Origin of the sequence: Loktanella salsilacus, assembly GCF_024206795.1 — a bacterium.
GTDB lineage: Bacteria > Pseudomonadota > Alphaproteobacteria > Rhodobacterales > Rhodobacteraceae > Loktanella > Loktanella salsilacus.
Map to the genome: position 1 here is coordinate 1,683,175 of NZ_CP072994.1, position 21,044 is coordinate 1,704,218.

General features: G+C 60.8%; 21 protein-coding genes. 13 read left to right on the forward strand and 8 right to left on the reverse strand.

Features of this window, described 5'->3' with window-relative positions; all coding sequences use genetic code 11:
- Positions 1-57: 57 nt before the first annotated feature.
- The 4 genes from tsf to KBW81_RS08270 all read right to left on the reverse strand — a co-directional run bounded on the left by tsf (position 58) and on the right by KBW81_RS08270 (position 3,903).
- The gene (gene tsf / locus KBW81_RS08255) at positions 58-930 is read right to left on the reverse strand and encodes a translation elongation factor Ts (protein ID WP_090191121.1); all 873 of its coding nucleotides are present in this window, start codon (positions 928-930) and stop codon (positions 58-60) included.
- Between the two features lie 91 nt (positions 931-1,021).
- Positions 1,022-1,789: a 30S ribosomal protein S2 gene (rpsB, locus tag KBW81_RS08260; protein WP_090191122.1), complete on the reverse strand. Its 768-nt coding sequence runs from the start codon at positions 1,787-1,789 to the stop codon at positions 1,022-1,024.
- Positions 1,790-1,977: 188 nt separating this feature from the next.
- Complete coding sequence (locus tag KBW81_RS08265; protein ID WP_254248966.1) at positions 1,978-2,535, reverse strand: hypothetical protein; 558 nt, start codon at positions 2,533-2,535, stop codon at positions 1,978-1,980.
- A gap of 81 nt (positions 2,536-2,616) precedes the next feature.
- Positions 2,617-3,903 (reverse strand): HupE/UreJ family protein, encoded by a 1,287-nt coding sequence (locus tag KBW81_RS08270; protein WP_254248967.1) that lies wholly within the window; start codon positions 3,901-3,903, stop codon positions 2,617-2,619.
- Between the two features lie 46 nt (positions 3,904-3,949).
- Here KBW81_RS08270 and KBW81_RS08275 point away from each other — a divergent pair, with 46 nt between their 5' ends.
- The 5 genes from KBW81_RS08275 to KBW81_RS08295 all read left to right on the forward strand — a co-directional run bounded on the left by KBW81_RS08275 (position 3,950) and on the right by KBW81_RS08295 (position 8,024).
- Positions 3,950-4,750 carry a DUF4198 domain-containing protein gene (locus KBW81_RS08275; protein WP_254248968.1) on the forward strand — a complete coding sequence of 267 codons (801 nt, stop codon included), beginning with the start codon at positions 3,950-3,952 and terminating at the stop codon, positions 4,748-4,750.
- Between the two features lie 63 nt (positions 4,751-4,813).
- Positions 4,814-5,707 (forward strand): PfkB family carbohydrate kinase, encoded by an 894-nt coding sequence (locus KBW81_RS08280; protein WP_254248969.1) that lies wholly within the window; start codon positions 4,814-4,816, stop codon positions 5,705-5,707.
- Positions 5,704-6,618 (forward strand): pseudouridine-5'-phosphate glycosidase, encoded by a 915-nt coding sequence (locus KBW81_RS08285; protein ID WP_090191130.1) that lies wholly within the window; start codon positions 5,704-5,706, stop codon positions 6,616-6,618. Before KBW81_RS08280 ends, KBW81_RS08285 begins: the two co-directional genes overlap by 4 nt.
- A 78-nt stretch (positions 6,619-6,696) precedes the next feature.
- Positions 6,697-7,425 carry a DUF502 domain-containing protein gene (locus tag KBW81_RS08290; protein WP_254248970.1) on the forward strand — a complete coding sequence of 243 codons (729 nt, stop codon included), beginning with the start codon at positions 6,697-6,699 and terminating at the stop codon, positions 7,423-7,425.
- A complete protein-coding gene (locus tag KBW81_RS08295) occupies positions 7,422-8,024 on the forward strand; it encodes a LysE/ArgO family amino acid transporter (RefSeq protein ID WP_175499396.1) in 603 nt (200 codons plus the stop codon). The genes KBW81_RS08290 and KBW81_RS08295 overlap by 4 nt, the downstream gene beginning before the upstream one ends.
- Here the strand turns inward: KBW81_RS08295 and KBW81_RS08300 are convergent.
- Positions 8,017-9,048: a patatin-like phospholipase family protein gene (locus KBW81_RS08300; protein ID WP_254248971.1), complete on the reverse strand. Its 1,032-nt coding sequence runs from the start codon at positions 9,046-9,048 to the stop codon at positions 8,017-8,019. The genes KBW81_RS08295 and KBW81_RS08300 overlap by 8 nt on opposite strands.
- 564 nt (positions 9,049-9,612) lie before the next feature.
- Between KBW81_RS08300 and KBW81_RS08305 the strand changes: the two genes are divergently transcribed.
- The 6 genes from KBW81_RS08305 (at position 9,613) to KBW81_RS08325 (ending at position 14,874) form a co-directional block, all read left to right on the forward strand.
- Positions 9,613-11,430: an extracellular solute-binding protein gene (locus KBW81_RS08305; RefSeq protein ID WP_411914381.1), complete on the forward strand. Its 1,818-nt coding sequence runs from the start codon at positions 9,613-9,615 to the stop codon at positions 11,428-11,430.
- Positions 11,427-11,555, forward strand: a complete 129-nt coding sequence (locus tag KBW81_RS18750) for a hypothetical protein (protein WP_302059363.1) — start codon at positions 11,427-11,429, stop codon at positions 11,553-11,555. The genes KBW81_RS08305 and KBW81_RS18750 overlap by 4 nt, the downstream gene beginning before the upstream one ends.
- Positions 11,556-11,839: 284 nt before the next feature.
- Positions 11,840-12,184: a hypothetical protein gene (locus KBW81_RS08310; protein WP_090191137.1), complete on the forward strand. Its 345-nt coding sequence runs from the start codon at positions 11,840-11,842 to the stop codon at positions 12,182-12,184.
- A 123-nt stretch (positions 12,185-12,307) separates the two neighbouring features.
- Positions 12,308-13,786, forward strand: coding sequence for a class I adenylate-forming enzyme family protein (locus KBW81_RS08315; protein ID WP_254248972.1), 1,479 nt, complete (start codon positions 12,308-12,310; stop codon positions 13,784-13,786).
- Positions 13,773-14,417, forward strand: coding sequence for a DsbA family oxidoreductase (locus KBW81_RS08320; protein WP_254248973.1), 645 nt, complete (start codon positions 13,773-13,775; stop codon positions 14,415-14,417). The genes KBW81_RS08315 and KBW81_RS08320 overlap by 14 nt, the downstream gene beginning before the upstream one ends.
- A 61-nt stretch (positions 14,418-14,478) precedes the next feature.
- The gene (locus KBW81_RS08325) at positions 14,479-14,874 is read left to right on the forward strand and encodes a cupredoxin domain-containing protein (protein WP_254248974.1); all 396 of its coding nucleotides are present in this window, start codon (positions 14,479-14,481) and stop codon (positions 14,872-14,874) included.
- A gap of 3 nt (positions 14,875-14,877) precedes the next feature.
- Here KBW81_RS08325 and KBW81_RS08330 read toward each other — a convergent pair whose 3' ends face one another.
- From KBW81_RS08330 to KBW81_RS08340, 3 genes are all read right to left on the reverse strand, one after another.
- Positions 14,878-15,141, reverse strand: a complete 264-nt coding sequence (locus KBW81_RS08330) for an excalibur calcium-binding domain-containing protein (protein ID WP_254248975.1) — start codon at positions 15,139-15,141, stop codon at positions 14,878-14,880.
- A 75-nt stretch (positions 15,142-15,216) separates the two neighbouring features.
- Positions 15,217-18,654 (reverse strand): transcription-repair coupling factor, encoded by a 3,438-nt coding sequence (gene mfd, locus KBW81_RS08335; RefSeq protein ID WP_254249023.1) that lies wholly within the window; start codon positions 18,652-18,654, stop codon positions 15,217-15,219.
- A 61-nt stretch (positions 18,655-18,715) separates the two neighbouring features.
- Positions 18,716-19,240 (reverse strand): component of SufBCD complex, encoded by a 525-nt coding sequence (locus tag KBW81_RS08340; protein ID WP_090191148.1) that lies wholly within the window; start codon positions 19,238-19,240, stop codon positions 18,716-18,718.
- Between the two features lie 138 nt (positions 19,241-19,378).
- Here KBW81_RS08340 and hemB point away from each other — a divergent pair, with 138 nt between their 5' ends.
- Both hemB and KBW81_RS08350 read left to right on the forward strand, forming a co-directional pair.
- Positions 19,379-20,380 carry a porphobilinogen synthase gene (gene hemB, locus KBW81_RS08345; protein ID WP_090191149.1) on the forward strand — a complete coding sequence of 334 codons (1,002 nt, stop codon included), beginning with the start codon at positions 19,379-19,381 and terminating at the stop codon, positions 20,378-20,380.
- A gap of 106 nt (positions 20,381-20,486) precedes the next feature.
- Positions 20,487-21,041, forward strand: a complete 555-nt coding sequence (locus KBW81_RS08350; RefSeq protein WP_090191151.1) for a lipid-binding SYLF domain-containing protein — start codon at positions 20,487-20,489, stop codon at positions 21,039-21,041.
- The last annotated feature ends 3 nt before the right edge of the window (positions 21,042-21,044 follow it).

Genomic DNA, 21,044 nt, shown 5'->3' on the forward strand with positions numbered 1-21,044 from the left:
AAAAAACGCGCCGGGCCTAAACCCAGCGCGCCTTAAATATCGTATCGATAAAAGGGCTTAGCCCTTCAGCTTGGCAACCTCGGCTGCGAAGTCTTCTTTCTCGACTTCGATGCCTTCGCCGACTTCCAGACGCACGAAACCGGTGATCTTGATGCCAGCTTCTTCAGCAGCTTTCTCGACGGTCAGGTCGGGGTTCACGACGAATGCCTGGCCCAACAGGGTGGATTCGGCCAAGAACTTTGCCATACGGCCCACGATCATCTTTTCGATCACAGCTTCTGGCTTGCCGGACTCGCGCGCGATGTCCATCTGCACGGACTTCTCTTTTTCGACCATGGCCGGGTCCAGATCAGCTTCGCCCAGTGCGGCAGGGTTTGCTGCGGCAATGTGCATGGCAACTTGACGCGCGAACGTTTCGTTGTCGCCGTCAAAGCCGACCAGAACACCGATGCTGCCCATGCCGGGTGCAACAGAGTTGTGCACGTAGGACACGACGTTCGATGCGTTCAGCGTCGCCATGCGGCGCACGGACATGTTCTCGCCGATGATGGCGATGGCGTCGGTCACGGTCTGCTCGATGGTCTTGCCATCAACGGACGTGGCTTTCAGCTCTTCGACGGTGTTCACTGCGATTGCTGCAGTTGCAATCTTGCTGACCATCGATTGGAAGTCGGAGTTCTTGCCGACGAAGTCGGTTTCCGAGTTCACTTCCACAGCGACGCCCTTGCCGCCTTCGGTTGCGACGGCAACAAGGCCCTCGGCAGCGGTGCGGCCGGACTTCTTAGCAGCTTTGGCCAGACCTTTGGTGCGCAGCCAATCGACTGCTGCTTCCATGTCGCCATCGGTTTCGGTCAACGCTTTTTTCGCGTCCATCATGCCTGCGCCGGTGGATTCGCGCAGTTCTTTGACCATTGAAGCGGTGATTGCCATGTTCACTCTCCTGAATAGGGGAAATTCTTTGAAAACAGGGCAGAGGCCTTAGGCCCCTGCCCCGATGGATATAGACAGCTACGCGTGACGCTTATGCGTCAACAGCAGAAGCAGCCTCTTCTTCAGCCATCAGCTCTTCCATGGCACCCATGTCAACGCCAGCAGCACCCAGCTGAGCGGACATACCGTCCAGCGCAGCGCGGGCGGCCAGATCGCAATACAGCTGGATCGCGCGGGCTGCGTCGTCGTTGCCGGGGATGACATAGTCAACGCCCTTGGGCGAGCAGTTGGTGTCGACGACGGCGACAACAGGAATGCCCAGCTTCTGTGCTTCCAGAATGGCCAGGTCTTCTTTGTTGACGTCGATGACGAAGATCAGGTCAGGCACGCCGCCCATTTCGCGGATACCGCCGAGGGACGCAGTCAATTTGCCCTGCTCACGCTCCATGCCAAGACGCTCTTTCTTGGTCAGGCCGGTGAAACCGTTTTCAGAAGCTTCGTCGATCTGCTTCAGACGGTTGATGGATTGGGACACGGTCTGCCAGTTGGTCAGCGTGCCACCGAGCCAGCGGTGGTTCATGTAGAACTGAGCGGACTTTTCAGCGGCGTCCTTGATCGGGCCTTGGGCCTGACGCTTGGTGCCGACGAACAGGATGCGGCCGCCCTTGGCGACTGTGTCACGGATCAGCTGCAGCGCTTGTTCCAGCATAGGAACGGTCTGCGTCAGGTCCATGATGTGGATGCCGTTACGCGAACCGTAGATGTATTCACCCATCTTAGGGTTCCAGCGTGCGGTCTGGTGGCCGAAGTGAACGCCAGCTTCAAGCAGCTGACGCATGGAGAACTCGGGAAGAGCCATGGTCTTATCCTTTTCCGGTTTAGCCTCAGCGGGGGTATCAGACCGTTGTGGTCCAACCGGTGGATGGTGCGGGATTTCTCCCCGCCTCACCCGCCCCCGCCTGCGGGATACGTGCGCGTCCTATAAAAGGCGCGTGCGCCGATTGCAAGGCGCGACATGTGCGCGGATAGGCACAGCGCCGCGCCGCGTCAAAGCTTTTGCATATTGATGGACACGAAAGGTACACCAGACGCGCCAGAGGTGCTGTTCGTGACGCCAAGCACCCGTTCGCCCCGCCGGAAACCGCGGTACGGCTCAGGTATGCCCATGCGACCCTTTTCCTTAGCGGTAACAGCGGTGTAGCCCATCGCAACAAACCGTGCATCGACAGCGTCATTCAGATCGCGCCCGCCGATGGAAAAGCCGTTGGTGCGGATCGTGCAGCCGCTGGTCTGGACCACAAAGGCAGAGCCGTCCGTGGGCGGATTACCAATATTGCCAGCGATGGGTTTGGTCATCGTGGCGCTGTTGGTCGCGGCGAAACCTGCCGCGATCAGCCCCGCCCGATCAGCGATTCCGCCGCTTTGATGGGCAATGCAATAGTCCAGCGCGGGATCAAGTGTGCCAACCAGATAGGTCTGGGTTGAGGCGGCAAAGGCCGCGGCCTGCGCCGCCCGGTCCATCGGCGGCGCCGCCTTTTGCAGTACAGGCGATGCGCAGCCCAGCAGCGCGGCAAGGCCCGCGGCCCCGATGAATGTCTTGAGCATGAATGTGCCTCCGCCCCGCATAACTTGGGGCGGAAAGTCACAAATGGGCGCCCTGCGGTCAAGCCGCAAAGCGCTGGGGCGTTACAGGAACACCCGCTCGATCACCCAATAGACCGCAACCAGCGCGATCAGAACGGACGCGGGCATCGCGACCATGTTGGTATAGGTGTCGTATTGCCCCACGTTCACAGCCGCACCGGACAGGCCCAGCATAACGGCGATGATCGCCAGCAGCGGGAACACATCACCCAGCAGGTCTGGCGCAAAGATCGACAGCGGCACCGCAATCGCCAGCACTGCCGCTGCTGCGGCCAGATAAAGCGCCGCCGCCATGCCGCTGCGCGTGCCCTTCTCGCTGTATTCGCGGGCCATGTAGACGCACAGATAGGCCACACCGATCACGCAGACTTGGCCGATTTCGACGCCGATATTAAAGCCGACCAGCGCAGGGACAAAGTTCGCCTCTGGCAGACCGAACTGGGCCAGCACGGATGCGAAACCAAGGCCGTGCAGCAGACCAAAGCCAAAGATGATGAACGGGCGCCACGGCGACAGGCGGCGCAGAAAGATGTTTTCCACCGCGACATAGGCGATCGACAGTGCGATCAGCGGCTCTACGATGCTGGCGGGCACGGTGACATAGCCAAGCGCGGCCAGCGCCAATGTGATCGTATGCGCCAGCGTAAAGGCCGACACCTGCCACAGCAGCGGCTTTAGCGCGGAGGATAGGAAAAACAGGCCTAACACGAACAGGATATGATCCACGCCCAAGGGCACAATGTGGTCAAAGCCCGTGGGCACATAGTTGATGAACGTCGCCAACGCGCCCATGGCGTTGCCACCGGTCAAGGCGATAGGGGCCGACATCTCTCCGGCCTCTAGGAAACCGTCATAGGGGTCATCGACGCCCATCTGGCGCACGACAAGGCTGCCATAGGGGCGAACCCAGCCGATCTGCACGGCATCAGCCTGCGCAGGCAGCGGCGCGGTGAATTGGATGTCGGACAGGCGCGCGACGTCTTCGTCGACGACATCTGCGACTTGCACATTCGTCAGCGTCACAGGCAGCGCCTGATCACCCACCTGTACGGTGATGTTCTGCGCCATATCCGGCCAGAAATCGCGGAACCGGGCGTCCAGCGCATCAGGGGGTAGCGCATGCAATTCGTCATAACTCGCCGCTTGCGCGGATTCGTTCGTGTCGGTCACATCCGCTTGGTTAATGCCCGCCAGAAAGCTTTCGATATTCAAACGCATATCAAAGACCAGCGTCGATCCATCCTGCGTCATATCAGTGATTGACGGCAGCACCTCGTGCGCGCGTGCCGGTGACACCAGCGTGAGCAGGACAAGGGCAAAGCTTGACAATATCTGCGCAAGCCTCACCCTGCTTTTCAACCAAAAGGAACTCATCATGCGTCGTCTTACCCTGTTACTTGCCATTCTGGCGTCCCCTGTCAGCGCCCATGAATACTGGATTGAGCCGACGGATTTCACCGTTGCCCCGGACGCTACCTTGGTCGCCCAGATTGTCAATGGATCGGACTATACGGGCACGAACCTTCCGTTTTTGCCCCAGCGTTTCGTGCGTTTTGACGACGTCGTCGACGGACAGGTCACCGCCGTGCCGGGGCGCGTGGGCGATGTGCCCGCCGTGCAAATGGCGAACCCGGCAGAGGGTCTGAACGTGCTGGTGTACCAAGCCCGCAACGCCACCGTCGATTATAAAGACTGGGACACCTTTGTGCGGTTTACCGAACATAAAGACTTCACGGGCATCATCGACGCACACCGCGCCCGCGGCCTGAAAGAGGAGGCGTTCAAAGAAATCTATTCGCGCTATTCCAAGTCGCTTGTCGCTGTGGGCGATGGTGCAGGTCAGGACAGCCGCACGGGGTTAGAGACTGAAATCGTCGCGCTGACGAATCCCTACACGGACGACGTGTCGAACGGGATGCGGTTCCAGCTGTGGTATCGCGACGCCCCCCGCGCCAACGTCCGGTTCGAAGTGTACGACCGCGCACCAAATGGCACCGTGACGCAGACGTTTCTGAAAACGGACGCACAGGGCATGGTCACCGTCCCCGTGAAACCCGGCTATACCTATATGGCCGACGCCGTGGTGATCCGCGAACCGGCCAAGGCGATGGCCGACCAAACCGGCGCGCTATGGGAAACGCTTTGGGCGAACATGACTTGGGCGGTTCCTGAATAACGGTCTTGGCCTGAATGATCCGCGCGTCTTGCGCCCGGCGATAGGTCGGGCGACAAGGGCGGCATGAATCAGACACCCGACATTTTGTGCATCGGCTCCGTCCTGTGGGACGTGATCGGACGCACCGCCAGCCACATGCGGACCGGGTCCGACGTGCCCGGCCGTATCACCCGCCTTCCCGGCGGTGTGGCGATGAATATTGCCATGACGCTGAAACGCTTTGGCCTGCAGCCCGCGCTGCTGACCGTCATCGGCCGCGATACCGAAGGTGACGAGTTGATCGCCGAATCCCAGAACATGGGCCTGAACTGCGATTTCCTGTATCGATCCGATGACCTGCCCACAGACGTCTATATGGCGATCGAGGCGGCCAACGGCTTGATCGCCGCCATCGCCGACGCCCACTCGCTCGAGGCGGCGGGCGACAAAATTCTGCGCGCCATGGCCGATGGCCGCCTTGGCACGGCAGAGGCACCCTATGCGGGCCTGATCGCGCTCGACGGCAACCTGACCGACGATCTGCTGCGTATCATCGCCGCCTCGCCTTTGTTCGCCGCCGCCGATCTGCGCGTGGCACCTGCATCGCCGGGGAAAGCGGAACGCCTGCTTGCCCTGCTGGGCCATCCGTCCGCGACGCTTTACGTGAACCTCGAAGAAGCGGGTCTGCTGTGCCAGACCCATTTCGACGACAGTGCCAGCGCCTGCACCGCCTTGCTGGAACGCGGTGCGTACCGGGTGCTGGTCACCGACGGCGGCCGCGCCGCGTCCGAGGGCACCGCTGGCGATGTGATTACAGCCCACCCGCCCGCCGTCCTTGTCACCCGCGTCACTGGCGCTGGCGACACCTTCATGGCCGCGCATATCGCGTCCGAACGGCAGGGCCTTGATCGCCCCGCCGCCCTTGCCCGCGCGCTAGATGCGGCGGCAACCTACGTATCCGGAGAGACTCCCCTATGATCCCAATGACTTACAGCGCAGAAGTGCAAAAAGCGCTGGACGCCGGCACCGCCATCGTCGCCCTTGAAAGCACGATCATCACCCACGGCATGCCGTACCCGCAGAACGTGGAAACCGCGCGTCTGGTGGAACAAGACGTGCGCGATGCAGGTGCGACCCCGGCCACGATCGCCGTCATCGACGGCACGCTGCACATCGGACTAGAGGACGACACCCTGACCGCCCTTGGCCAAGCCGAGCATGTCGCGAAACTGTCCCGCGCCGATATCGCCGCCTGCATCGCCATCGGCGGCACGGGCGCGACAACTGTGGCAGCCACAATGATCGCCGCGCATCTGGCCGGCATCAGCGTTTTCGCGACGGGCGGCATCGGCGGCGTACACCGCGGCGCAGAACTGTCCTTTGACATCAGCGCAGACTTGCAGGAACTGGCCCAGACGCCCGTGACCGTCGTCGCCGCAGGTGCCAAGGCGATCCTTGATCTGAACAAAACCTACGAAGTGCTTGAAACGCTTGGCGTTCCCGTGATCGCATATGGTCAGGACACCCTGCCCGCGTTCTGGTCGCGCACGTCCCACATGAACGCCCCGCTGCGCATGGACACGGCCCGCGACATCGCCGCCGCGCTGATCGTGCGCAATATCATGGGCCTGCCCGGCGGCCAGTTGGTCTGCAATCCGATCCCGGAAGCGGACCAGATCCCCGCTGACGAATTGGCCCCGATCATTGATCAGGCGCTGGCCGATGCCGCCGCGCAAAACATTAGCGCCAAGGCGGTGACGCCCTTCTTGCTGGACCGGATCTTTACGCTGACCGAAGGCCGTTCGCTGACGTCGAATATCGCACTTGTGCGCAATAACGCCCGTCTGGCCGCCGCGATTGCCAATGAGATGGTCAACGCCGCCGAATAAGCTGCCCGCCATGCTGCCCGCGCTTGTGAGTGCGGGCAGCACAGCCTATTTCTGCGCTTGGACCTGACGGATGTTGACATGACCCATGATCCCCACCCCGACGATAACAAGCGCCCGCGCCGCCCCGGCGTGATCGCCCGGCTGCGCGGCAATTTTCTGGCCGGCTTGATCATTGTCGCCCCGATTGGCCTGACGTTTTGGCTGATTTACACCGTTGTCGGTTGGGTGGACGGCTGGGTTTGGCCGTTTGTGCCGAACCGCTGGCATCCTGACGAGCTGATCAATCGCTGGTTCGGCACAGACGGCGCGCCGCCTATCGCCGTGAATGTTCGCGGCGTTGGCGTCTTTGTTTTCCTGATTTTCACCGTGATCACAGGCTGGCTGGGCAAAGGCTTTATCGGCCGCGCCGTGATCCGCTTTGGGGAACGTCTGGTTGATCGGACGCCCGTCGTGCGCAGCATCTATAGCGGCGTAAAGCAGATCGCCGAAACCGTGTTCAGCCAGCGCGATACGTCCTTTGATCACGCCTGTCTGGTGGAATATCCGCGCAAGGGGATTTGGGCCATCGCCTTCATCTCGACCGCGGCCAAGGGCGAAATCGCCGCGAAACTGCCGGGAGAGGCCGAAATCGCGACGGTTTTCCTGCCCACGACGCCCAACCCGACCTCTGGCTTCCTGCTATTTTTGCCCCGATCCGAAGTCATCATTCTGGATATGAACGTCGAGGATGCGGCCAAGCTCGTCATCTCGGCGGGGCTTGTGTATCCGAACCCCAAGGATCCTAAGTTGCCCCCTGTCACCGCATGATATCGGCCGCATTTACAGGTTTCATTACCGGGTTTTCATTAATTTTAGCGATTGGCGCGCAGAATGCTTTTGTCCTGCGCCAAGGGCTGGCGCGGGCGCATGTGTTCTGGCTGTGCCTGTTCTGCGCCGCCTCTGACGCGCTGCTGATTGCGGCGGGTGTGCTTGGATTTGGCGCGATGGTCGCACTGTTTCCGTCGCTGCCGCAGATCATGGCCTACGCTGGCGCGGCATTTTTGGCGGTTTACGGCCTACAGCGCCTGATTGCTGCGTGGCGCGGTGACTATGCGCTGCAATTAACAGGCAAAACCAAGGCGTTATGGCCCACTCTTGCCACGGCCGCCGCCTTTACCTGGCTGAACCCTCATGTCTATCTGGACACGCTGGGGCTGGTCGGCGCGGTATCGACGGATTTCCACGGCGCGGCGCTCAAATGGGCCTTTGGCAGCGGCGCGGTGGCGGCGTCTTTCGTGTTCTTCTTCTCGCTCGGCTATGGCGCACGGCTGCTGGGTCCGGTGATGCAATCCGCCCGCGCATGGCGCGTTTTGGACACCGGCATCGGCCTTGTCATGTGGGCGCTGGCGATCAAGCTGATCAGTTGAACATCCCATTCAGATCAAGGGTTTCACGCTTTCCCAGATCGTCCTTGTGATTGATCAAGAACGTATCCATCGCCGCCCGTCCCGCTGATTTCAACTGTTTCAGGACCACTGGCACGGGGATTGTCTTGGTCGCGACGTTCAGGTCATTCATCAGCGCGTCGTCTTCAATCATATGCAGCATGACCCGCTTCATCGTGCCCGCCTGCATCACCCCTGTGTCCAGCAAATCGCGCACGAAGGCGATGGCCCGCAGCTCTGCCAAAAGGGACGCGTTAAAGCCGATTTCATTGATCCGGTTGGCGATCGCCTCTGTGCTGCGCGGCAAGGTGCGGCGGATGATGGGGTTGATGCCAACGATGACAAGATCGTTCGGCAAGTCCTTGTCGTACAAAGGGAACAGCGCCGGGTTGCCAGTATAGCCGCCGTCCCAGAACGCCTCTTTTTCGCCGGTCAACGGATCGTCGATTTCGACCGCCTGAAACAGCGTCGGCAAACAGGCAGAGGCCATGAGGGCAGCGTCGCTGATTTCGGTCCCGGAAAACACGCGGATGCGCCCGGTGCGCACGTTGGTGGCGCCGACGAACAGCTGCGGGCCTTTGGTACTGCACACGTGATCAAAGCTCATCTCGGCCAAGATCGCAGCCAGCGGATTGCGCAAAAGCGGGCCGTAGATATAGGGCGACACGACGCGAGAGGCGGCGTCGAACGCCTGATAGCCGGGGGATAATTCCAGCAGAGTCGCGATGCCGCGCACCGTCGGCGACAGCGCGGATAGCCAGTCCTGTAAAAAGGGCGTGTTGACCGCACCGACCTTTTCCCAGAACCAATCCAGCCGTGCCTTGGCCCCGTCGCGCCCGCCCTCGATCAGCCCGGCCTTATAGGCGGCGGCGTTCATCGCGCCAGCGGATGTGCCTGAAATTGCTGCGATTTCGATGTCGGTTTCTTCGATCAGGCGGTCGAGCACGCCCCAGGTAAACGCGCCATGTGCGCCGCCGCCTTGCAGCCCAAGGTTAATGCGGATCATCGGCTGCACCTGTGCCCGCTGAACCCGCGCCGCTTTGCCTGATCTGCCCGCATCGCCTTGCCCTCGCAAAATGCTGCACCTGCACAATGATGCCCGATCTGATTGCAAAAGTCCAAACATCATCGCAGCAGGTTCAACAACACAGGCTGTTTCAGGTGTGTTTCAGCCGTCGGCCAATTTTGACCGACGCGGAACAAGCTGCCCCCGAATTAGCGAATTGATTCACTCTACCCCGCAAATAACATCGCGCCCAAAGACCGATTCTTGGCCGATTCCCGCCTTTTGGATTCGCACGAATCGTCAGGACTTGCAGATCTGAGGAACACCTCGTAAAGCCCTGATAACCCACAAAATAAGGGTTTTCGCGTAATTTTGGACAAAAAAAACCCCGGCGCGAAGCCGGGGTGTAGTTATTGAGGCAGGTTTCATACAGGCAAGAAACCTATCGAGCAGTGAGTTCTGTATAATCTTCTCTGCACCGGTATCCAAGCTAAAAGTTTGATAAGACTCGAAACCCTCTTTAGCGTGGGGCGAAACAATGATCACGAACGGGGACATGGCACCATGACGACGACACTAAGGCACCTAGCGCGCAGCGCCGGGCTGGCGGCTTTGATAATTGCTACAGCTGGCATGGCTGGCGCAGAGCCCGCCCACGGCATCGCGATGTATGGCGAACCCGCCCTGCCCGCGGATTTCACCGCCATGCCCTATGCCAATCCGGACGCCCCCACCGGCGGGCGGATCGTCACGGCAGAGGTCGGCGGCTTCGACAGCCTGAACCCCTATGTGCTGAAGGGTAACGTGCCGTGGCAGTTGCGGTTTTTGGTCGGCGAAAGCCTGATGGTGCGGTCCTTAGACGAACCATTTACTGAATACGGCCAGTTGGCGCAGTCGGTGGAAACCGGACCAAACCGCGAATGGGTGCAATATGTGCTGAACCCGGCGGCCAAATTTTCCGACGGCAGCCCTGTGACGACCGAAGACGTGATCTGGTCGTTTGAAACGCTGGGCACCCAAGGCCATGGCCGCTATCGCGGTTTCTGGGAAAAGGTCGAAAAGATCGAAGAGGTCGCCCCCGGTACGGTGCGTCTGACCTTTAACGTGGAAGACCGCGAATTGGTCATGCTGGCCGGTCTGCGCCCGATCCTGAAAAAGGCCCAATGGGACGGCGTGGATTTCGCTGAAGGCGGGCTTGATCTGGTCCCCATCACATCCGGCCCCTATGTCATCGACGACTTCGAGGCGGGGCGCTTTATCTCGCTGAAACGGAACCCGGATTACTGGGGCCGGGATGCGATCCCGGTGGAAAAGGGCCTGCACAATCTGGACGAGGTGCGGATCGAATTCTTTGCCGATGAAACCGCCGCGTTCGAGGCGTTCAAAACAGGCGAAGTCACATCGACCCGTGAATTCAACGTCGCCCGCTGGGAAAGCCAGTATGACTTTCCCGCCGTGCAAAGCGGCGATGTGGTTAAATCGGTGCTGGGCCACGAACGCCCATCCGGCATGACCGGCTTCGTGATGAACACGCGCCACGATCAGTTCGCTGACTGGCAGGTCCGCGACGCGATGCTGCAGGCCTTTAACTTTGAGTTCATTAACGAGGCGATGACCGGCGGCGCGCAGCCGCGCATCACGTCCTATTGGTCGAACTCTGATCTGGGCATGGACGCAGGCCCCGCCACAGGCCGCGTGGCCGAGATGCTAGAGCCGTTCAAAGACGAGCTTATCCCCGGCACGCTAGAAGGCTACGCGCTGCCTGTCTCTGACGGATCAGAGCGGAACCGCGCGGGGACAGCCAAGGCCCTGGATATGATGTCTCAGGCCGGGTGGACCGTGCAAGACGGCGTGATGAAAAACGCGGAAGGCAAGGCGTTCACTTTTGACATCTTGCTGGAAAGCGGCGCGTCGGAAAATCAGTCGATCATCGACATGTATGTGCAAAGCCTAAAGCGGATCGGCATTTCGCCAACCGTGACGGCCATCGATTCCGCGCAGTACAAGGAACGCACCGATGCGCTGGATTTCGACATGACCTATGGCCGCGTCGCCGTGTCCTTGTCGCCGGGCAACGAGCAGTATCTGTACTGGGGGTCCGAGACCGCCGACGTGCCGGGATCGCGCAATCTGATGGGCGTTAAATCCCCGGCGATCGACACGCTGATCGGGCAATTGCTGACCTCGACCGACCAAGAGGACTTTGTGGCCTTGGTCAAGGCGCTGGACCGGGTGTTGACGGCTGGCCGCTATTACATTCCAATTTATCAGTGGAATATCAGCCGCCTCGCCCATGCCAAGCAGCTGACATACCCCGATGTCATCCCCAGCTGGGGTGACTGGAACGGATGGCAGCCTGACGTCTGGTGGTGGCAGGAATGATCCGCGCAGCCGCCTTGCTATTGGCGCTTGCCGCCATCAGCGCCTGCACGCCATTGCGCGTTGTGGGCAATACCGCGATTGGCGCGGGGCAGCTTGCCCTTGGTGCTGCCGACGTTGTGATCTAAGCCGCGCCAAGCCCCCCCTGACACAGGTTGCACTTTGTTATGGGGGGGCCTATTGGTGGCCTTCATCGACCAGCCTTGCCAATCCGGCAGTCACGCTGTCCCCCGCGCCGCCCATGGCACCTTTGCGGGGTTAAATCAGGTCCTACGACCGACGTTCATTCTTGCGCAATCATGCGGCGCCGGGGTTACACCGGGTGCTGCTGGCCTTTTGCGCCTGTTTGATCGGAACAGAAGTGACACCCGGCCCGTTGGTCCCGCAACGAACAACAAGAAGGAATATACCCATGCAATGGAGAGACGTTTCACAGAACTGGGCCGCTTACACCCCGCGCATTCTGACGCAGTGGCCAAACCTGAACGAATCCGAAGTGCTGTCGATTGACGGCGATCAGGACGGCTTTCTGGACTACCTGTCCAAATCCAAAGGCGAAGACCGCGTCGCAGCCCAGATGGAGCTTGCTGACTGGTTGATGGGCGGCGAGCCGATCGACGTCACGATGGCCGAGCAGAACGACAACGCGAACATCCTCGGCTCTGCCGCGAATGTGCCTGCTGGCGAAGACGTCAGCGATGACGACGCCAAGTTCGGCGACGACACTGCCGCTGCCGCCCCCGTGGGCCGCGCGTAAGATCCGAAATACCGTCTCAGCGGGTTGCATAAACCTGCTGAGATACCCCCATTAGACCAACGCCCATGACGCGCGCCGCAATCGCGCACTTGCAACCGATCCCAGCCATGCTAGCCAAGGATCATGCAAAACCCGCCCCCCTTATCATTCAACATGGCAGCCTATGTCCTGTCGCAGGCGCAGCTGCGCGCGGATCATCCTGCGCTGATCGTGCCGGGCCTGCACGTGTGGACCTATGCCGCGCTGGAACGCGCCGTGCGCGGGCTGGCGACGGGTTTGCTAGGGCGCGCAAGCCCCGGCGATCATGTGCTGCTGCGGCTGGGCAATACGCCTGACTTTCCCATCACCTACCTTGCCTGCATCGCCGCGGGCCTAATCCCGGTACCGACGTCGTCCCAGTTGACGGTGCCCGAGGTCGACAAGATGGCGGCAGAACTGCGCCCTGCGCTGATTGTGCAAGCGGGCGGCGTTGCCGCGCCAAGTGGCAGTTGGCCCGTGCTGGCGCAACTGGATCTGGCCGCCCTGCAAACGCTGCCGCCGGCGGATTACGCCATGGGCGATCCGAACCGGCCGGCCTATATCGTCTATACCTCTGGCACGTCCGGCCATGCCCGCGCCGTGGTCCATGCGCACCGCGCAATCTGGGCGCGGCGGATGATGTGGGACGGCTGGTATGTCCTGACCCAAGACGACCGCCTGCTGCACGCGGGTGCGTTCAACTGGACCTATACCCTTGGCACCGGCCTGATGGATCCATGGAGCATCGGCGCCACCGCGATCATTCCGCGCGATGGCACCGATGCCGGTGCCCTGCCCGCCTTGATGGCCGCACACCATGCAACGATTTTCGCAGCCGCGCCGGGGGTTTACAGGCGGATGCTGAGGCATCAGATGCCCGCGATCCCAAGCCTGCGCCACGGGTTGTCTGCCGGTGAAAAACTGCCAGAGCCGCTGCGCGCTGCGTGGCAGGACCAGACCGGCACCGCGATCTACGAGGCGTTTGGTATGTCAGAATGCTCGACCTTCATCTCTGGCAGCCCGCAGCGGCCTGCGCCGCCCGGCGCGCTGGGCTATCCGCAACCGGGACGGAAAATTGCGCTGATTGGCGCGGATGGACCAAGCGATGCAGGCCAAATCGCGATCCACCGCAGCGATCCCGGCCTGATGCTGGGCTACTTTGGCCAGCCGCAGGACACCGCCGCCCGCTATGCAGGCGACTGGTTCCTAACCGGGGACGAAGCCACCCGCGACGCCAGCGGCGCCATCACCTATGCAGGCCGCGCCGACGATATGATGAACGCTGGCGGCACCCGCGTCAGCCCGGGAGAGGTGGAGGCCGTCTTGGCCCGCCACCCCAGCATCACCGAAGTCGCCTGCGCCGAAGTGCGCGTGTCCAGCACGCTGACGCTGATTGCAGCCTTTTATACCGGGCCAGACGTGATAGACGACGGCGCATTAGGGAAATTTGCTGGCGCGCACCTTGCCGCTTACAAAGTACCCCGCATTTATGTCCACCGCTCCGCGCTGCCACGCGGCGCAAACAATAAACTACTGCGCCGCGCGCTGCGCACCGAATGGGAGGCCGCACATGGTCAAGCTTGATATTCTGTCCGATCCAATCTGTCCGTGGTGCTATATTGGCAAGGCCAACCTGTTCAAAGCATTAGAACAAATTCCCGACCATCCTTTTGTGATCGAATGGCACCCGTTCCAGCTGAACCCCGATATGCCCGCCGCAGGCATGGACCGCCGCGCCTATCTAGAAGGCAAGTTCGGCGGCAAGATGGAAGCGGTCAAGGCCTATTCCCCCGTCGTCGGCAAGGCCGAAGAAGCAGGCCTGACGATCAATCTTGATTTGATCAAGACCACGCCGAACACGATCAATGCGCACCGCCTGATCCATTGGGCGGGCATTGAAAAGCAGCAAACGCCGATGGTGGACCTGCTGTTCAAAGCCTATTTCGTCGAAGGCCGCGATATTGGCGACAACGAAGTGCTGACCGATCTGGCGGACGAGGCAGGCCTAGATGCGGCCATCGTCGCCCGCCTGCTGACCAGCGATTCCGATCTGGATGACATCCGCGCCCGCGATGCGCATAGCCGCGAAATGGGAATTTCCGCTGTGCCAACCTTCATTATCGCGAACCAGCACGCCGTGCCCGGCGCGCAGCCGACAGAAATGTGGGTTCAGATCATAACCGATATTCAAAGCCAAATCGCAAAAGACGCCTAAGGGGAACAAAGGCCGCGCAGCAGGCGTTCATCCGGTGATATCATATTATTGGAGTTCCCCTATGCGCGTCCTTTTCGCCCTCGCCCCGCTAGCATTTGCCGCAGCTTGTGCCGGTAGCGGCCCTGCCGTCGATGGCATCACGCCTGCTGGCGTCGACAAAATCGTCGACATGACCGCAACGCTGAACTTCGCGCCCAATGCGGTCACGATCAATTCGGGCGACACGGTGGAATTCCGCAACATCTCGACCTTTACACATACGGTGTCGACTGTTGCAGACACGCAAATTGAAGCGCAGGCCGTCAAACTGCCAAACGGCGCAGACCCTTTTGATTCCGGCGAAATCGCACCCGGCGCGACCTTTACGCAGACCTTCACCACACCCGGCACCTATCAGTACTTTTGCGAGCCGCACGTTGGCCAAGGCATGATCGGCACGGTTATCGTGAACCCCTAAGTCTTAGCAGCGGCGGCGGCACAGGTTCTCGCAAGGGATACCGTCATTGTCGCCGTCGCGCTTGGCCTGACCGCAAACCAGCAGTTTGTGGCAGGCCTCTTCGCAGCTGGACAGCGCCTTGCAGCTGCGATCACTGCAATCGAATGATTGCACCGGACGCACCATATCCAAAAATATTTGCAAGGACGGCGGCGACAGCGGCACGATTTCCTGCGCGCTGATTGCACCGGGCAGCATCACGGCCAAAGCCAAAACAAATCGCAACATGAACACACCAAAGAGGGAAAGGTTAATAAACCCTTAACCCCTTAATCCCTTAATCCCTTTGGTTGTATTGCCAATCTATTTCTTCAACGCCTCGGCGCGTTTTGCAGCTAGATCACGGGCGATATTGAACGCGCCTTGGATCTTGTCGCGCTCTCGCGTCCAGTCCTGCATGACGACAATCTTATTGTCGCGCACCTTGGCCTGTCCTTTGTAATCACCGATAAAGTCCACCAGCCCGGTCGGATTGGCGAATTTGTCTTTGTGGAACCGGATCGTCGCGCCCTTTGGCCCGGCGTCCAGCTGGCCAATGCCCGCCTTTTTGCACATGGCTTTGATCCGCACGACCAGCATCAACGTGTTGACCTCTTTGGGCAATTTGCCAAAACGGTCGATCATTTCCGCGGCGAAACCTTCCAGTTCGACCTTGGTCGTCAGATCGGACAGACGGCGATACAGGCCCAAGCGGACGTCCAGATCGGGCACGTAATCCTCTGGGATCAGGACCGGCACACCAAGGTTGATCTGCGGTGACCATTCGCCATCGTCCTGCAACCCTTCTGCCGCGCCAGACCGGATCGCGTTAATCTGGTCCTCTAGCATCTGCTGATACAGCTCGTAGCCAACTTCGCGCATTTGGCCCGACTGTTCTTCGCCTAGCAGGTTACCCGCGCCGCGAATATCAAGGTCCTGGGACGCCAGCGTAAAGCCTGCGCCAAGGCTATCTAGGCTGGCCAGCACCCGCAGACGTTTCTGTGCGGTATCAGTCAGTTTCTGCCGCGGCATGGTCGTCAGGTACGCATAGGCCCGCGTCTTGGACCGGCCCACGCGGCCGCGAATTTGGTACAGCTGGGACAGGCCGAACATGTCGGCGCGCCAAACGATCATCGTGTTGGCTGTCGGGATATCAAGGCCGGATTCCACAATCGTCGTGGCCATCAGCACGTCGTATTTCCCATCGTAAAACGCGTTCATGCGGTCATCCAGCTCGCCTGCCGCCATCTGGCCGGTGGCGGTGATAAAGCTGACCTCTGGCACCTCGGTTTTCAGCCATTCGACCATCTCGTCCATGTCTGAAATGCGCGGCACGACAAAGAACGACTGGCCACCGCGATAATGCTCGCGCAGCAAGGCTTCGCGGATCGTGATCGTGTCGAATTCGCTGACGTAGGTGCGGATCGCAAGGCGGTCGATGGGCGGCGTGCCGATGATCGACAGATCGCGCACGCCCGATAGCGACAGCTGCAAGGTGCGCGGGATTGGCGTGGCTGTCAGGGTCAGCACATGCACATCGGTGCGCAGCGATTTCAGGCGTTCTTTGTGCTGGACGCCGAATTTCTGTTCCTCATCAATGACAAGCAAGCCAAGGTTGCGGAATTTGACCGACTTTGCCAGCAGCGCGTGGGTGCCGATCACGATATCGACGGTGCCATTCGTCAGCCCCTCGCGGGTGGCGGCGGCGTCTTTGGCCGACACAAAGCGCGACAAGGGCCGCACGACGACGGGAAAGCCGCGGAAACGCTCTGCAAAGCTTTGATAATGCTGGCGGGCCAGCAAGGTTGTCGGGGCCACGATGGCGACCTGCACGCCGGCCAGCGCGGCGACAAAGGCGGCGCGGATCGCGACCTCTGTCTTACCAAACCCGACGTCGCCGCAGATCAGGCGATCCATCGGCTGGCCGCTTTCCAGATCGGTCAGCACATCGTCAATCGCCGCCAGCTGGTCGTCAGTTTCCGCATAAGGAAAGCGCGCAAGGAACTGATCCCAGATGCCGTCCATCGGCTCTAGCACAGGCGCCTTGCGCAGGGCGCGTTCGGCAGCGACGCGGATCAGCCGTTCAGCAATCTGGCGAATCCGCTCTTTCAGGCGGGCCTTTTTCGCCTGCCATGCACCGCCGCCCAGCTTGTCGAGCAAGCCTTCCTCGTGGCCAAACTTGCTGAGAAGCTCAATGTTCTCAACAGGTAGGTAAAGTTTACTGCTTTCGGCATATTCCAGCGTCAGACATTCATGCGCCGCGCCAAGGGCGGTGACGACCTCTAGTCCGATAAAGCGGCCGACGCCGTGATCGACGTGCACGACCAGATCACCGGGAGACAGCGCGTTTGCCTCTGTCAGGAAATTATCGGCCCGGCGCTTACGCTTGTTCTGACGGATCAGACGGTCGCCGAGCACGTCTTGCTCGGAAATAACGGTGACGCCCGGTGCCTCGAATCCTGCTTCCAGCGCCCAGACGGCCAGATGCACGCCGGATTTGCCAACGCGGGACCAGTCGCTGACCGGAATGACCTCTCCGATGCCCTCGTCTTCGATCAGGCCGGTCAGACGTTCGCGCGCACCTTCGGAATAGGACGCGATGATCACCGGACCCTTGGCGACTTTCGCCTTAACATGACCTGCCAAAGCCCCGAAAAGGCTTAGGTTTTCCTGCTGGCGTTCCGGCGCGAAATTGCGCCCGGGCCGCCCGCCCGCATCCAGCACGCCGTGGCCTGTCGCCTGCGGCAGCGGCGCGAACTGCACCACGCGGCGATCTGCGACGGCCTTGTCCCAGGCTGCATCGTCCAGATACAGCTGCTGCGGCGGCGCAGGTTTATAGACGGAATCCATCCGCCCCTTTTGCGTCAGGGCGTGCATCCGGGTGGAATATTGGTCCGCAATCGATTCCCACCGCGCAAGGCGCTGCGGGCTGGTCTGGTCGTCCAGCGTGATCGTGCCGCGCGGCAGATAGTCGAACAGCGTTTCCAGATCGTCCTGAAAAAAGCCCAGCCAATGTTCAACGCCCGCATGTTTGCGGCCTGCGCTGACGGCCTCGTACAGCGGATCGTCGGTGCCAGCGGCACCAAATTCGATGCGATAGCTTTGGCGAAAGCGCGTGATCGCGGCCTCGTCCAAAATGACTTCGCTGACGGGGGCCAGCTCGATCTCGGTCAGTTTTTCGGTCGTGCGCTGGGTGGCGGGATCAAAGCGGCGCGCGCCGTCGAGCGTGTCGCCGAACAGATCAAGGCGGATCGGCCCGCTTTGGCCCGGCGGAAAGATATCGATAATGCCGCCGCGTACGGCGTAATCGCCCGGCTCCATCACGTTGGCGGTTTGGGAAAAACCCATGCGCGTTAGGAAGTTGCGCAGCGCAGCTTCATCCACGCGGGACCCGACGCGGGCGGTAAAGGCCGCCTCGCGCAGCGTGGCGCGTGCAGGTACGCGCTGGGTCGCGGCATTCAGCGATGTCAGCAGCACAAACTTCGGCGGCATCCCGTGCACCAGCGCCGCCAGCGTCGCCATGCGTGCGGCAGACACATCGGCGTTGGGCGACACCCGGTCGTAAGGCAAACAATCCCACGCGGGAAAGGTAAACACCGGCATCCCCGGCGCAAAAAAACCCAGCGCCGCCTGCATCGCGGCAAGGCGCTTGTCGTCGCGGGCGACATGAAGGACCGGCTGGCCGGAACTCTCCATTTCCTTGAGGATCAGTTGGGCGTCGAACCCTTCGGGCGCACCGGCGAGCGTGATGTGTTTGACCATGACAGGTGAAGTATCCGCATCCGCCCCGGTGTCAAGGCGCGGCACGGGGTCTGGCTGCGGCCTAAAGTCCCCGCACAACCGCCATCATTTGGATCATGCCAAACATAGCGGTCACAAAGATCGCGCACATGCCAATGATCTGCGTCCAAAGCCGATGGCGCATCAACATGGCATAAAGCTGGTCTGGCTCTGGATCAGCGGTGCGGATTTTCCGCGCGCTGGACAGGCTGACGGCACCGACAATGGACAGCGGCAGCGCGACAAGAAACAGCGCCTGCGCCATTTCCACGTCATAGTAAAAGCCCAGCAGCGCCAGCGTTGTCAGGGCGAAGAATGCGAAACCTGTCATGATCAAGCCCGCGGTATGGGCGATGCCCAGCAGGCGGTTCACGTTAATGCGCACCAGGTCGATCATATCGTCCTGCTGCTGGCCGCCATGACGCCGCGCCTTGGTAATCAGGTCAAACGGAACACCCAGCACGTAATAGCTGACCGACGACCACAGGACCGCCAGCATGATCCAATACCACACCGACGAAAACGAGCGCAGGTCGATTACCTGAAAGAGGATATTGCTCCAGTTCACTGCGCGGACTCTCTGGCTTGCTTCACGTTTTTCAGACCCTAGTGTCGCCGCGCGGGGATGCCCAGACTTGCCGCGCGGAATTTTCCGTGCAAGGTCAAGATGTGTGACAGAAAGGCCCAGCCAGATGAGAGTGATGCCATGAAACCGACCCTTGCCCCCTTTCCCGCCACACGTCTGCGCCGCCTGCGGGCGAAACCCGCGATCCGCCGCTTGTCGCGCCAGCACCGGCTAAGCGTCGATGACCTGATCTGGCCGATCTTTGTGATGGCCGGCAAAGACGACGAACATGCTATTTCGTCTATGCCCGGCGTGACGCGCAAAACCGTCGACCGCGCCGTGAAGGCCGCGCAAGAGGCGCATAAACTGGGCATCCCGGCGCTGTGCATCTTCCCCTACACCGGCATGGAAGAGCGGACAGAGGATTGCGCGCTGGCGTGGTCACCGGACAATATCAGCAATCAGGCGATCCGCGCGATCAAAGACGCGGTGCCAGAGATCGCGATCATGACGGATATCGCGCTCGATCCTTACAACATCAACGGCCACGACGGCTTTGTCGAAAATGGCCGCATTGTGAATGACCGCACTGTCGATGCGCTGGTCAAGATGGCGCTGGCGCAGGCCGAGGCGGGCGCCGATATCCTTGGCCCGTCGGACATGATGGATGGCCGCATCGGCGCAATGCGCAAAGCGTTAGAGGCCGAGGGTCATATCGACGTCGCGATCCTGAGCTATACCGCCAAATACGCCAGCGCCTTTTATGGCCCGTTCCGCGATGCGGTCGGTGCATCGGCTGCGCTGACGGGCGACAAGAACACCTATCAGATGGACCCGGGCAACGCCGACGAGGCGCTGCGGCTGGTGGAACGCGACCTGATGGAAGGCGCGGATATGGTCATGGTGAAACCGGGCATGCCGTACTTGGACATCTGCCGCCGGGTCAAAGACATGTACGGTGTGCCGACCTATGCTTACCAAGTCAGCGGTGAATACGCGATGATGCAGGCGGCGATCCAAAACGGCTGGCTGGACGGTCCCAAAGTGATGATGGAAAGCCTTTTGGCGTTCAAACGCGCGGGCTGCGACGGCATTCTAACCTACTTTGCCCCAGAAGCCGCAAAGCTGCTAAACCGCATGTAACCGCCTGCGCTGTAATTAGCGTGTGACAGCAAAGATTGATCCACCTATAGTTTGCGCCATAACAGGTGCGGAAAACGCGCTGATGGCAGTATAGAGGCAGACAATTATGACAAACTTAACACGGCGGCACTTTGTGGCGGCAGGCGCGGCGACGATGCTGGCGGCTTGCGGCAATGGCGTGAACCAGAACGGCGGATCGACCATCGACGCGCGGGTCGCAAGCACCTTGTCGTTCATGTACGACACCTATCCCGGTACGCGCGATCTGGGGCAAAAGGCCGCTGGCGTATTGGTAATGCCGCTGGTGACCGAACTGGGCCTTGGCCTTGGCGGGTCATACGGGCGCGGTGCGTTGCAGATTAACGGGTCCACTGTTGACTATTACTCTGCCGCCTCCGGCTCTGCGGGACTGCAGATTGGCGCGCAGCAATACAGCCATGTGCTGTTTTTCATGACGCAAAACGCGCTGGCGGATTTCCGGGCCTCGATGGGTTGGGCTGCGGGCGCTGACCTTGAATATGTTGCCGCCGACCAAGGCGACGTGCTGCGGGCCGAGACGATTACGTCCCTGTCCCCCGTGATCGCCGTGGTCTTTGCACAAACCGGTCTGCGCATCGGCGCGACGCTGGAAGGCACGAAATACACGCGTATCATTCCTTAAGAT